Here is a 12987-nt window from a genome sequence, read left to right on the forward strand (position 1 = left end):
TACCGATTGGTATTAGCTGACGGAGTCAGCGTCGAATAGGCGTAGCCGTCATCTCAGCTTTAGTAACACGTCTTAGCTAAATATCCTTCTAACTCCGTCAGATCTTTGAGCTGCTGGTGGGCGATGATCCATTTAGGCTCATCTTGTTGTGCTACAGCCGGTATTGTGGCGGCCCTCGCGGCAACCAGACCATTGAAGGAGTCCTCTATGGCGACACAGGTCATAGGTTCCAGACCTAGGATCTTGGCACAGTTCAGATAGACTTCGGGATGAGGCTTGCCATAGCTAAGGTGCTCGGCGGATTGTATGGCATCGAAATAGTGAGCTATGTTGAGCTTGTTTAAAACAGCCTCTATGATTGGGCTCGACGAGGAGGTGGCTAAACCTATCTTATAGTCATTAGCCCGACAATATTCGAGTGCACTCTCAACACCCGTCATGGCTGACCGGCAGTCGTAATCGCGCTGATAACCTGACCGACTATGGTGTTAGCCGTGTGTTCATTGTCATAATTATCCCCGGGAAATCTCTGATACCAGTAACCGACGACCTGGTCGATTCTCAACCCCGTCGTTTGCAGTGTGTCTTCAAAACGTATTGGTAGCCCCAAGAGTTTCATGGTCTGAAATTCAGCTTCTTGCCAGCTGGGTTCAGAATCGATCAAGACACCATCCATGTCAAAAATGATGGCTTTTAGCTTAGGCGAGGTCATAGTGCTCCAATATATTCGTTATAACTAGCATGAATAATACCCCTGTTTTTCGTCAGTTTGTTGGGAAATTATCTATAATTTATTCAGTGATATTTACCTTTAACCCAATATTTGAGGATGTAGATGCTGTTTAATATATGTTTAAGTGTATTAAGTTCAATTGATTAGTGTCAGGTCATTAGCCAGGGTTATGTTATTCGCGGCATTTATAGATTAACCAAACCAATAACCATTTTTATAGTGTGGTTATTAGGTTCGGTGGTGACTGATAAGAGTGTGATCTGGTTCAAACTTTTGCTTAGCTATAGTATAATAATCACCAGAAAAAGTCGTGAAAAAAGGTCGAGCCTGCAGGACTGTCAGCTTTCAATATCAGGAAGTGCAGTCTTGTTGTTAGAACGCCAAATAACAAGAGGAATGTTGCCGTGCTAGAAGCATATCGTAAACACGTCGCAGAACGTGCTTCAGAGGGCGTTGTCCCTAAGCCATTAGATGCCCATCAAGTGGCCGAGTTAGTTGAAATCGTCAAGAATCCACCTGCGGGAGAAGAGTCATTTATCCTCGACCTGCTAGAGAATAGAATTCCACCGGGAGTAGATGAAGCCGCCTATGTTAAAGCGGGTTTCCTGGATGCCGTAGCCAAAGGTGAAGTGACATCGCCAATTCTAACCTCGGCACACGCCGTTGAACTGCTTGGTACCATGCTGGGTGGTTATAACATCGAGCCCTTGATTGCTCAGCTGGATGTTACAGCCCAGGCGCCACTCGCGGTTAAAGCTTTATCAAAAACCTTGCTGATGTTTGATTCTTTTCACGATGTGGTTGAGAAGATGGAAGCAGGCAATGAATTTGCTAAGCAGGTCGTTCATGCATGGGCCGATGCCGATTGGTTCCTCAATCGTCCTAAGCTTGCAGAGAAGATCTCTCTCACTGTGTTTAAAGTCACAGGTGAAACTAACACAGATGACTTGTCTCCGGCCCCCGATGCCTGGTCTCGCCCTGATATTCCTTTGCACGCATTAGCTATGCTAAAAAATGCTCGTGACGGTATCGTACCCGATGAGGCTGGTACTCTCGGCCCACTCAAAGAGATTGAACAACTTAAGACTAAAGGTTTTCCACTCGTCTATGTGGGTGATGTTGTCGGTACCGGTTCTTCACGTAAGTCGGCGACTAACTCAGTGCTATGGTTTATGGGTGATGATATCCCTAATGTGCCAAATAAGCGCGCTGGTGGTTTCTGTCTGGGTGGTAAGATCGCTCCTATCTTCTTCAATACCATGGAAGATGCTGGTGCGCTACCGATAGAGCTCGATGTGACCAAGATGAACATGGGCGATGTTATCGATATCTACCCATACCAAGGCCTTGTTAAGCGTCACGATAGCGATGAAGTTATCTCCGAGTTCAGTCTGAAGACAGCTGTCTTGATGGATGAAGTTCGTGCCGGTGGCCGTATTCCATTGATCATCGGGCGTGGTTTGACGGCTCGTGCTCGTGAAGTGCTTAAGCTCGAGGATTCAAAGGTCTTCATATTACCCAAAGATGTGGCCGATACGGGTAAAGGCTATACCTTAGCTCAGAAGATGGTGGGTAAAGCCTGTGGTGTTACCGGTATTCGTCCGGGCCAATACTGTGAGCCAAAGATGACTTCTGTGGGGTCGCAAGATACTACCGGTCCTATGACTCGTGATGAGCTTAAAGATCTGGCTTGTCTTGGTTTCAGCGCCGATCTGGTCATGCAGTCATTCTGTCATACGGCGGCTTACCCTAAGCCCGTGGATGTGAACACTCACCATACGCTGCCTGATTTCATCATGAACCGTGGCGGTATATCACTTCGTCCGGGTGACGGAGTTATCCACTCCTGGCTAAACCGCATGTTGCTGCCTGATACTGTAGGTACAGGTGGTGATTCACATACTCGTTTCCCAATTGGTATCTCTTTTCCTGCGGGTTCCGGTCTAGTGGCTTTCGCCGCAGCGACAGGTGTTATGCCTCTGGATATGCCTGAATCTGTGCTGGTGCGTTTCAAAGGTGAGATGCAACCGGGTATCACACTGCGTGATCTGGTACACGCGATTCCTCTTAAAGCCATCGATATGGGCCTATTGACCGTAGAGAAGCAAGGTAAGGTTAACTTCTTCTCTGGGCGAGTGCTTGAGATTGAAGGCCTCGAAAGCTTGAAAGTTGAGCAGGCATTTGAATTGTCAGATGCTTCAGCCGAGCGCAGTGCTGCAGGTTGTAGCATCAAGCTGGACAAAGAGCCGATCATCGAATATCTAAATTCCAACATAGTCATGTTGAAATGGATGATTGCCGAAGGTTATGGGGAACGTCGTACTATCGAGCGTCGTATTATTGCGATGCAAGATTGGTTAGCTAATCCTGAATTGCTGCAAGCCGATGCCGATGCCGAATATGCGGCCGTTATCGAAATCGACTTGAGCGACATTAAAGAGCCCATTCTTTGTGCGCCAAACGATCCTGATGATGCGGTACTGCTATCAGAGGTTAAGAATACTAAGATTGACGAAGTCTTCGTCGGTTCTTGTATGACCAATATTGGCCATTTCCGCGCTACGGGTAAGATGCTGGATAAGTTTGCTACCACCACCTTGCCGACACGTCTATGGATCGCGCCACCGACTAAGATGGATCGTGACCAGCTTACCGAAGAGGGCTACTACGCCATATTCGGTCGTGTAGGCGCTCGCATCGAGATCCCTGGTTGTTCTCTATGTATGGGTAACCAGGCTCGTGTTGCCGACGGTGCGACTGTGGTATCGACTTCAACGCGTAACTTCCCTAACCGTCTTGGTACAGGTGCTAATGTTTATCTGGCTTCTGCCGAGCTGGCTGCCGTTGCGGCTTTGCTGGGTCGTCTGCCTTCTGCCGATGAATATCAGACTTATGCGAAAGAGTTGGACGCGACTGCGGCCGATACTTATCGTTATCTGAACTTCGATAAGATGCCGTCTTATACTGAGAAAGCGGCTGAGGTTATCTTCCAGTCGCCAGTATAAAGTCAGCATGGACCCAGTGATCACTGAGCGCTAGGCTCAGAGACAGGTCCCACTAAGACCCTTCGCTGCTAAAAATAGCGAGAGGCTTAAACAAAAAAGCTAGGTTCATTAATATGAATCTAGCTTTTTTATGTGTGTTGTTATCGACTTAAAACTAATTATGATACTTAACCGCCATATCGATTAAGGGCTCACGACTGGCTTTCTCGGCCCTGAGTCTAGCGAGATATTTTTCCCACAAGTCGACCTGATGAGTGGCGAGATCATATAGTACCCTCCATGAGAATAAGCCTGTGTTATGACCATCGTCGAAGGTGATCTTGACCGCGTAGTTTCCCACGGGATCCAGCGCCTTAATATTGACGTTTTTCTTGTGAGTGACTAATACAGGATTGCCATGGCCGTGGACTTCGGCCGAGGGAGAATAGACACGCAACATCTCACAACTGAGCTGAAAGGTTTTGCCGTCATCGAACGTCACCTCTAACAGGCGAGATTTTTTTTTAAGCTTGAGGGCGGTAACGACTGGATTATAGTCTGGAGAAGTCATTATATTGGCCTGTAGTGTAAGAAGTCAGCTTGGGAAACAAGTGTAGAATATAAGTTAGGACCTAGGTTTGAATGCCTAAGCCCTATAAGCGCATTATAGAATAAAGCGGCTTAGATCTTCATCCTGTACCAGCTCATCGAGATGATCTTTGACATATTTTTCATCGATCAGCAACTCAGTGCCGGAGCTATCGGAGGCGGCATAGGATATCTCTTCCATCAAGCGTTCCATCACAGTATGTAATCGGCGAGCACCGATATTCTCTGTGCGCTCGTTGACCTGCCATGCTGCCCGGGCAATAGCCTCGATACCGTCTTTGGTAAATTCAATTTTAACACCTTCGGTTGCCATCAAGGCAATGTGTTGCTCAGTCAGCGACGCGTGCGGCTCAGTTAAGATGCGTTTGAAGTCATCGGCTGTCAGAGCTTGCAGCTCGACACGGATAGGCAAGCGGCCCTGAAGTTCAGGGATAAGATCTGATGGCTTAGACATCTGGAATGCACCAGAGGCGATGAATAAGATATGGTCGGTTTTAACCATGCCGTGTTTAGTGTTAACCGTACAACCTTCTACCAGTGGCAGCAGATCACGTTGAACACCTTCACGTGAGACATCTGGACCCGAGCTTTCACCGCGTCTACAGATCTTATCGATCTCATCGAGGAAGACGATGCCGTGCTGCTCAACGAGTTCAATAGCCTGCTCTTTCAGATCCTCTTGGTTAACGAGTTTAGCCGCTTCCTCTTCGATCATCAGCTTGTAGGCTTCCTTGATCGGCATCTTGCGACGCTTACTGGCACCTGGGCCCATATTTTGGAACATGCTCTGCAGTTGGTTAGTCATCTCTTCCATGCCTGGGGGGGACATGATCTCTATGCCGACCTGAGGTGCAGAGACATCTATCTCGATCTCTTTATCGTCCAGCTGACCTTCACGCAGTTTCTTGCGAAAGATCTGACGCGTACCCGAGTCATCTTTAGTTTCGCTGTCCCAATCTTCTTTAGGCTTAGGCAGTAAAGCATCCAGAATGCGCTCTTCGGCAGCGGCTTCGGCCCTGACCTTACATTTCTTCATATGCTCTTCACGAGTCAGCTTGACGGCAGAATCGGTGAGATCGCGAATGATCTGCTCAACTTCCTTGCCTACATAGCCCACTTCAGTGAACTTGGTGGCTTCAACCTTGATAAAAGGTGCCTTCGCCAGCTTAGCGAGTCGGCGAGCAATTTCAGTTTTACCGACACCGGTCGGGCCGATCATCAAGATATTTTTTGGGGTCACTTCCTGACGCAGATCGGCATCGAGTTGCATACGACGCCAGCGATTACGCAGGGCGATGGCCACGGCGCGCTTGGCATCCTGTTGGCCTATGATGTGACTGTCTAATTCATGGACAATCTCACGTGGAGTCATTTCAGACATATTTTTTCCTCATGCATCTCAACATTTACTCTGGAGTCGTTAATCGTCATTGGTCTGAGACTAAGCGACTCGAGATCAGTAATTTAATTCTTCGATAGTTTTGAACTGGTTGGTGAATACACAGATATCACCGGCGATAGTGAGTGACTTCTGGGCTATCTCAGTTGCTGTCAGTTCGGTATTTTCAAGTAGAGCCGTGGCTGCCGACTGGGCGAATGGGCCACCCGATCCGATAGCAATAAGATCATTTTCAGGCTGTATGACATCACCATTACCTGTGATGATCAGCGAGCACTCAGAATCGGCAACGGCCAAAAGAGCCTCTAATTTACGTAGCATTTTATCGCTACGCCAGTCTTTTGCCATCTCAACCGCAGCTTTCATCAGGTGTCCCTGATGCATTTCAAGCTTGGCTTCGAAGCGTTCGAATAGGGTAAAAGCATCGGCGGTACCGCCAGCAAAACCTGCCAGCACCTTGTTATGATATAGGCGACGAACTTTTCTGGCATTACCTTTCATCACGGTATTACCAAGTGATACTTGGCCATCTCCGGCGATGACGACTTGGTTATTACGGCGAACTGATACGATTGTGGTCACGAATGAATCCTCTTATCAAACTGATGCAGCTATGGCATCAGTGGGTGATAGAGAATATATGGGGGGGGGTGAGTGAAATATCAAGGAGTAATACCAATTCTATTAAGTATAAGTATGGGAAAAGGAAAATAGCCTAGGTAACGTTCACCTTGTCAGTTTCGCCTGGTCGATAGCCTGACTTATAATAAGCCCGCAGTATGTCGTCTTAGCATTGTGTCTAACTGCGGGCTGTATGGTATTACTTCTTCACATACATCAAAAAACAGCCATCTATACCGGCTTTCTGTAAGATATGTCTATGTTTTTCGGCCTGACGCTTACGATCGTATGGGCCTAGGCTGACCTTATACCAGTCGCCCGTGGTACCTCTTACCTTAGAAATATCGGATTCTAATCCCTGGAAGGCGATGACAGCTTTCATTTGTTCCGCTTGAGATTGGGTTCTGAAAGAGGCACATTGCATCAGATAGCGGTGAGTCGGCGCCGTAACCTCGGGAATATCGACCTCAACTTGCTTGTTTAGCAGTTCCTGTTGATAGGCCCATCTCTCTTTAGGTTTAGGAGGAAGAGCCTTAGGAACTTGCTTCTGAGTTGGCTTGACGACTGTCTGCTCAACCACAGACTCCGCCGTTTTATCAAGCTGTTCAGCACTGTTGTTGATGGTCCAAAGGAAGTAACCGAAGCCAGAAACTAGGCCAAGGGTCACTAGCAATAAGACTAGCGGAAAGCGTCTGGGTGCGGGCGCCTGACTCTTTCTGCGTGTCGTTTTGGATTTTACCTTGCCTTTCCTGGCTGGCTTTGTATTGGCGTAATCGCGATTTGTCATAGTATTGAAATACCGTCTGGTTACATGCGGTCTAAGGTTTCAATACCAAGTAGATCGAGACCTTGCTTCAGTGTCTTAGCCGTAAGTTGGGCGATAAGCAGGCGGCTCTTCTTCTGTGCTTCGGTTTCCGCCGCCAGGACCGGGCAGGCTTCATAGAAGCTAGAGAAGGCGCCGGCAAGCTCAAACAGATAGGCACACATAGCATGGGGCTGACCCTTTGCTACCATACGCGATAATACTTCAGCAAACTGTGCGAGTTTATTGCCCAGGTTTTTCTCTTTATCGTGCTCTAGTACGATCTTAGCGTCGCTTAAATCTATATCTTTGGCGCGCTTAAAGATGCCAGTAACACGAGTGTAAGCATAAAGCAGGTAAGGGGCGGTATTACCTTCGAAGCTCAGCATCTGCTCGAAGCTGAAGATGTAATCACTGGTGCGGTTCTTAGATAGATCGGCATATTTGACCGAGCTAATGCCGACCACTTTGGCTATCTTCTCTAGTTCCGCCTCATCCATATCTGGATTCTTGCTACGAACCAGTTCCAATGCACGGGTATCGGCTTCATTCAGAAGATCCACTAATTTAACCACACCACCTGAGCGAGTCTTAAACGGGCGACCGTCTGCACCATTCATGGTACCGAAGCCCATATGCTCTAGGCTGAGTTCCGGACGGACAAAGTTAGCCTTACGGGCTAACTTAAAGACTTGCTGGAAGTGCAGTGCCTGGCGAAGATCGACAAAATAGAGCACTCGGTCTGCATTGAGCACCTTGGAGCGGTAACGCATCGCCGCCATATCACTGGTTGCATACAGGTAGCCACCGTCCGCTTTCTGTATGATGACAGGTAGGGGATCGCCCTCTTTATTTTTAAACTCATCCTGGAAGACGACTTTAGCGCCGTTACTCTCAGACAAGAGCCCCTGAGCTTTTAGCTCCTTAACCACTTCAGCCAGATCTGCGTTGTAAGCACTCTCACCACGCACATCTTCACGGGTCAGACTCACGCCCAAACGCGCATAAACGTCATGACAATGGTTAAGGGAGATGTCGTTAAATTCACGCCACAGCTTGTTGCAGTACTCATCGCCTGATTGTAATGACACTACAAGTTTACGGGCGCGGACGGCAAAATCTTCAGACTCGTCGAAACGCACTTTCGCGGCGCGATAGAAGGTTTCGAGATCGGCAAGATCCATCTGAGCTTGCTCACCATTTTTAGCGCGTAACTCTTCCATATAAGCCAGTAGCATGCCGAACTGAGTCCCCCAGTCACCCACATGATTTTGACGTATGACCTTGTGGCCTTGGAATTCCAAAGCACGTACCACGCTATCACCTATGATGGTCGAACGTAGGTGGCCAACATGCATCTCTTTGGCCAAATTTGGCGAAGAGTAATCGACGACTATGGTTTGCTGCTCTGGCAGGCAGATGCCTAAGTGATCATCCTTTAATGCCGCCATCAGTTGATTGGCTAAGGCATCTTCATCGATGAAGAAATTGATAAATCCAGGACCCGCGATCTCAACTTTCGCCACCTGACTGTCCTGAGGCAAGCTGTCTATGATCAGCTGAGCTATCTCTCTGGGATTCTTGCGGGCTATCTTAGTCAGCATCATTGCTAGGTTGGTAGCGAAATCACCATGGGTCTTATCTTTGGTTCGATCCACCTGAATTCGAGCTTCGAAATCAGTCGGGATAACACCCTGTTGTTTAAGGACGTCTAGGGCTTGGACGAGCAAAGATTGAATATGTAATTTCATTGCGTTTGATTGCTACTTACTAATGATAAAAAGATTTAGGGATAACCGCATATTTTAGCCGCTAGTGATGATCAATTGCTATCCTCTGAGGCAATTAATTTGCATTTTTAAGTAAATTAAGCCTATAGCAGATCTTGTGGATCTCTGTCTAGGCTCCATCGGCAACGCTTAGCCAGTGGCAGAGCCTCAATTTTAGGCAGTGCATGTTCGAATGCCTGTTGCAGTAGCCCCCTAGATTTAGTCTGAAAAATGAGATGCCTGCGATATTTCCCCGCTTTTTTATCCATAGGCGCCGGCATGGGGCCTATGACTTCGCACTCTTCATTTTGAGGCAGAAATTGAGCGACTTGAGAAAGAAAATTATCGGCATCTATGGCCTGATGGGCTTCGGCACGTATCAACAGCATATGCCAAGCCGGTGGTAACAGAGCCTGTTTGCGTTCATTAAGCTGTGCTCTGGCAAACTCGCCATAACCTTTATGCATGAGTTCACGTAAGATGGCGTTATTGGCCTGATGTGTCTGCATCAGCACAGTGCCTGGTTTTCTGGCGCGTCCCGCTCGTCCTGAAACTTGGGTGTAGAGTTGCCCGAAACGTTCAGGTGCTCTGAAGTCGGCACTAAATAGGGCGCCATCGACATCCAGTAAGCCGACTAAGGTGACGTCGGGAAAATGATGGCCCTTAGCTAACATCTGAGTGCCCACCAGTATCTTATATTCCCCCTTATGGATGGCATTAAGATGAGCCTCGAGTGCGCCTTTTTTTCTGGTGGTATCACGATCGATGCGCACCACTGGGTATTTAGGGAATTCTTTTTCCAATGCCTCGGCGAGTTGCTCAGTGCCGACACCTTGGCCCATCAACATGGTGCTGCCACACTGGTGACATTGTCGTGGAATGGCGTAATGGTTGCCGCAGTGGTGGCAACGGATCTCACCCAGAGATTGATGTACGGTAAAGAAGGCGTCGCAGCGATCGCACTCATGGAGATGGCCACATTCATGGCATAGTAAGGCAGGAGCAAAGCCTCTGCGATTGAGAAACAGCAGCACCTGGTTACCGGCATCCAGATGGATCCGCATCTCGTTGAGTAGGGCATGGGACAGGCCCGTTTTCAGGGGCTGGTTGCTGATGTCGATAATGCCCTGACGAACTTTCTTGGCGTTGCCCGCTCTTTGGCTTAATTGGAGGTGCTTGTAGCGTCCGCTGAGTGCATTTTGCAGACTCTCCAGCGATGGCGTTGCGGTACCGAGCAATACGGGGATCTTCTCCAGATGACCGCGCATGACTGCCAGGTCTCTGGCATGATAGCCGACACCTTCCTGCTGTTTAAAACTTGCATCGTGTTCCTCGTCTAAAATTATTGTCCCCGGATAAGCCATGGGGGTGAAGAGAGCCGAGCGTGTGCCTATGATGATGGCAGCTTCGCCGGTTTTTGCCTGACGCCATGCCGCTAATCTTTGGTTGTCGGTTAACCCCGAATGAATGACTGCGACCTTAACCTTGAAGCGGCTCTTGAATCGACTGATGGTTTGAGGGGTTAGGCCTATTTCAGGCACTAATATTAGCGCCTGTTTTCCTTGTTTGAGTACGGATTCGAGTAAGGCGAGGTAAACTTCAGTTTTCCCTGAGCCTGTGACGCCTTCGAGCAAGGTGCAGTGGTAGCCAGATTGCTGATTGAGAGTTGCAACGGCTACTGCCTGCTCGGGGTTGAGCGTCAATGGCTCTTCCCCTAGCTCAAGATTATCTCGCCAACTGAGATCTATCTGGTTAGTGCGTTCATCTTTAGCTATCCAGCCTTTATCTTGTAAGGCCTTCATTGCCGGTTTACTCAAGGCTAAGCTGGTGAGTTCTTCTTGGGTCATCTCGGCTGTGAGTAGCGCTTCCATCACCTTCTTCTGTGCCGGAGCTCGTTTTAGCGTGTCTAATGAGGCTGCATTCCCTGCGTCTGTCACGGACCAGAAAGTCGTGGTGTCGGCGCTGACAGCGGCACCTTTACGCAGTGCGACGGGAAGGGCCTGAGACAGCATTTGACCTAAACTACAGAAATAATATCTAGCCGCCCACACAGTGAGTTTATAAAGAGAATCAGGTAGTAAAGGTTCATCATCTAGCAGTTCAAGGATAGATTTTATTTGATTAGGTGCTAAGTTACATGTATCGCTTGTTCCAGTAACTAGACCTATTAACTGCTGACGACCGAATGGAACTTTGACTCTCATGCCCTTTTTAGGCACAGGTGTGACAGATTCAGGTACGCTATAACTGAAGGTTTGTCGCATAGGAACGGGTAGAGCAACCTCAACGAACAGGGGCATAGACAGGCAGGCTTAATCAAAGAGCAAAGAATAAAAACAGTGTACCTAGGCTGATCGATTAGGGCTAGTGTTATATAATGCTAAGTAGGTATAAAAAAGGAATTAACTCAATGACAATAATGATAAAAGTGGCACTGTGCTTGATTCTTTTTATCACCGCCCCCTTCATAGGGGTAGGTGATGCTGCTGCACAAATTACCCATGTAAGTATCAATGAACAACAATTTATTTTAGGTGGCTATCCCAAGTTCAGATTAAATATCGTTTCTCAGGATGTCAGTCTGTACAAGATGCAGTTTGTTGTCCGCCAGACGAGTGGCGAAGAAAGGTTAATGGTTAAGCCTATCAATAATTTTCTCTTGTTGGTGATCGGTGTTGAGGACGTAGTGGATCCACGCGCAACCTTAGTGTTCAGAGAGTACCGGGTCAATAAATGGCGAGATGTGAAAGTATTTAGCTTGTTTGAGGGGCAGCATTTATCAGAGGAACTTGGCCTCAAGTCTTCGGCCGCTTACCTAAGTGTCGAGAACCGGTCATCGCAAGCGCCGAGTTCAAGCTATAAAATAGCGACCATGAGTCAGGTGTCGGTTTCGCCCCCCTCCAGCTAAGGGTAAAAAATTGGCCCAATATCGGCATGCATTGATAGATAAATCCTGCACACTCACTTACAGCCCTGAAATGACACTCTGGCGCATTGGGACTGAACATGGCAAAGAGTGGGGGGACCAGTAATTATGGTGCCATGGTTGCCATTTTTGAAGCAAACCCCAAGGCTTTCAATCAAGGTGAAATCGGTGGCCTGCGAGCAGATATTTCATTGCGCTGTCCTTCGCAAGAATTGAGGCAAAAGTATTCGAATCCTAAGATGGCGAAGCAAACGTTTGAGGCGTTATAGAGGACAAAAAGCTATGAGTGTTTAGGATCTAGGGCCTAGGAACTAAAGATCTGTTCCTCTCTTGCATCTTTTTTTAAATCCTGTATCATTTTGCGCCTGAATATTATATTAACCGCATGTGGTGTCCGACTTCGGGTTGGGAGAGCGACATGGCCTTCAACTTGAGGTAATCCAAATGAAAACAGGCATTCACCCTGATTATGCAGAAATCACTGCAACTTGTACTTGTGGTAACGTTATCAAGATAAATTCAACTGCAGGTAAGTCACTGCACTTGGACGTATGTGGTGCATGTCACCCATTCTACACTGGTACGCAGAAAATTGTGGACACTGGTGGACGTATCGATAAGTTCAACAAGCGCTTCGGTGCTCTTGGTAAGAAGTAACTTTTATTTAAAAGTTCTTTTATATCCAACTAAAAAGGTGCCTATATGGCACCTTTTTTGTTGCTATACTTTCTTATTATCATAGCCTATTGACGAAAAAGTTGAGCCTGAATATGTCAGCGATGGCGATACGCTGCGGAATAGATGGGTGTTTGATTGGCATAGATTTCATCCTGATCTTATTTCAATCTTCCGAACTGTCACAGCCATATGCCCAAGATGTACACCATTTTCTACAGGATAGGCCAGTCGATGAGCTAATTGGTGCTGATTTAAACTCTTGGAACAGGTAAGAGGAGTTGTAAACATTTTTTAAGAAAGGGGCAAGATTTATGGTTAATTTGGGATAACAAATTCGATATTGGTATAGCTAGGGAGGATTCTAGTAAGTTTAGCAATATTTTTAACCTAAAATGGCTTGAAAGTCAGTTGTCAGCCGTAGTTGGTTGTATTATTCCTACAAAAGTTGCTAGTTGATACCCCTCAT

Annotated in this window: 10 protein-coding genes and 1 pseudogene; 4 read left to right on the top strand and 7 right to left on the bottom strand. The window is 47.4% G+C overall.

Annotation, left to right across the window (positions count from 1 at the left end):
• Nucleotides 1–59: 59 nt before the first annotated feature.
• Nucleotides 60–712 (bottom strand): annotated as a pseudogene (gene hxpB, locus KT99_RS11785) (hexitol phosphatase HxpB).
• 425 nt (nucleotides 713–1137) lie between these two features.
• On the opposite strand from hxpB, the gene acnB reads away from it, so the two are divergent.
• A complete protein-coding gene (acnB, locus tag KT99_RS11790) occupies nucleotides 1138–3738 on the top strand; it encodes a bifunctional aconitate hydratase 2/2-methylisocitrate dehydratase (protein WP_005500283.1) in 2601 nt (866 codons plus the stop codon).
• A 154-nt stretch (nucleotides 3739–3892) separates the two neighbouring features.
• On the opposite strand, the gene KT99_RS11795 is transcribed toward acnB, so the two are convergent.
• The 6 genes from KT99_RS11795 to priA all read right to left on the bottom strand — a co-directional run bounded on the left by KT99_RS11795 (nucleotide 3893) and on the right by priA (nucleotide 11217).
• On the bottom strand, nucleotides 3893–4288 hold the full coding sequence (locus tag KT99_RS11795; RefSeq protein WP_005500285.1) for a gamma-butyrobetaine hydroxylase-like domain-containing protein: 396 nt from the start codon (nucleotides 4286–4288) through the stop codon (nucleotides 3893–3895).
• Between the two features lie 93 nt (nucleotides 4289–4381).
• Nucleotides 4382–5707, bottom strand: coding sequence for an ATP-dependent protease ATPase subunit HslU (gene hslU, locus KT99_RS11800; protein ID WP_005500287.1), 1326 nt, complete (start codon nucleotides 5705–5707; stop codon nucleotides 4382–4384).
• A 75-nt stretch (nucleotides 5708–5782) separates the two neighbouring features.
• Nucleotides 5783–6307, bottom strand: a complete 525-nt coding sequence (gene hslV / locus KT99_RS11805) for an ATP-dependent protease subunit HslV (protein WP_005500289.1) — start codon at nucleotides 6305–6307, stop codon at nucleotides 5783–5785.
• Nucleotides 6308–6545: 238 nt separating this feature from the next.
• The gene (locus tag KT99_RS11810) at nucleotides 6546–7133 is read right to left on the bottom strand and encodes an SPOR domain-containing protein (RefSeq protein ID WP_005500290.1); all 588 of its coding nucleotides are present in this window, start codon (nucleotides 7131–7133) and stop codon (nucleotides 6546–6548) included.
• Between the two features lie 20 nt (nucleotides 7134–7153).
• The gene (argS, locus tag KT99_RS11815) at nucleotides 7154–8899 is read right to left on the bottom strand and encodes an arginine--tRNA ligase (RefSeq protein WP_005500292.1); all 1746 of its coding nucleotides are present in this window, start codon (nucleotides 8897–8899) and stop codon (nucleotides 7154–7156) included.
• Nucleotides 8900–9021: 122 nt separating this feature from the next.
• Entirely contained in the window at nucleotides 9022–11217 is a 2196-nt protein-coding gene (gene priA / locus KT99_RS11820) for a primosomal protein N' (protein WP_005500296.1), read from the bottom strand.
• 110 nt (nucleotides 11218–11327) lie between these two features.
• On the opposite strand from priA, the gene KT99_RS11825 reads away from it, so the two are divergent.
• From KT99_RS11825 to rpmE, 3 genes are all read left to right on the top strand, one after another.
• Complete coding sequence (locus KT99_RS11825) at nucleotides 11328–11825, top strand: hypothetical protein (protein ID WP_050774354.1); 498 nt, start codon at nucleotides 11328–11330, stop codon at nucleotides 11823–11825.
• A gap of 98 nt (nucleotides 11826–11923) precedes the next feature.
• The gene (locus tag KT99_RS11830; protein WP_005500298.1) at nucleotides 11924–12112 is read left to right on the top strand and encodes a hypothetical protein; all 189 of its coding nucleotides are present in this window, start codon (nucleotides 11924–11926) and stop codon (nucleotides 12110–12112) included.
• A gap of 175 nt (nucleotides 12113–12287) precedes the next feature.
• Nucleotides 12288–12500 carry a 50S ribosomal protein L31 gene (gene rpmE, locus KT99_RS11835; RefSeq protein ID WP_005500300.1) on the top strand — a complete coding sequence of 71 codons (213 nt, stop codon included), beginning with the start codon at nucleotides 12288–12290 and terminating at the stop codon, nucleotides 12498–12500.
• Nucleotides 12501–12987: the final 487 nt, after the last annotated feature.

It is taken from the genome of Shewanella benthica KT99, from assembly GCF_000172075.1.
GTDB classification, from domain to species: Bacteria; Pseudomonadota; Gammaproteobacteria; order Enterobacterales; family Shewanellaceae; genus Shewanella; species Shewanella benthica_A.

Coding starts and splice junctions, on each gene's coding strand:
- KT99_RS11795 (WP_005500285.1), bottom strand. CDS start 4,288: ATGACTTCTCCAGACTATAATCCAGTCGTTACCGCCCTCAAGCTTAAA.
- argS (WP_005500292.1), bottom strand. CDS start 8,899: ATGAAATTACATATTCAATCTTTGCTCGTCCAAGCCCTAGACGTCCTT.
- KT99_RS11825 (WP_050774354.1), top strand. CDS start 11,328: ATGACAATAATGATAAAAGTGGCACTGTGCTTGATTCTTTTTATCACC.
- KT99_RS11810 (WP_005500290.1), bottom strand. CDS start 7,133: ATGACAAATCGCGATTACGCCAATACAAAGCCAGCCAGGAAAGGCAAG.
- hslU (WP_005500287.1), bottom strand. CDS start 5,707: ATGTCTGAAATGACTCCACGTGAGATTGTCCATGAATTAGACAGTCAC.
- KT99_RS11830 (WP_005500298.1), top strand. CDS start 11,924: ATGGCAAAGAGTGGGGGGACCAGTAATTATGGTGCCATGGTTGCCATT.
- priA (WP_005500296.1), bottom strand. CDS start 11,217: ATGCCCCTGTTCGTTGAGGTTGCTCTACCCGTTCCTATGCGACAAACC.
- rpmE (WP_005500300.1), top strand. CDS start 12,288: ATGAAAACAGGCATTCACCCTGATTATGCAGAAATCACTGCAACTTGT.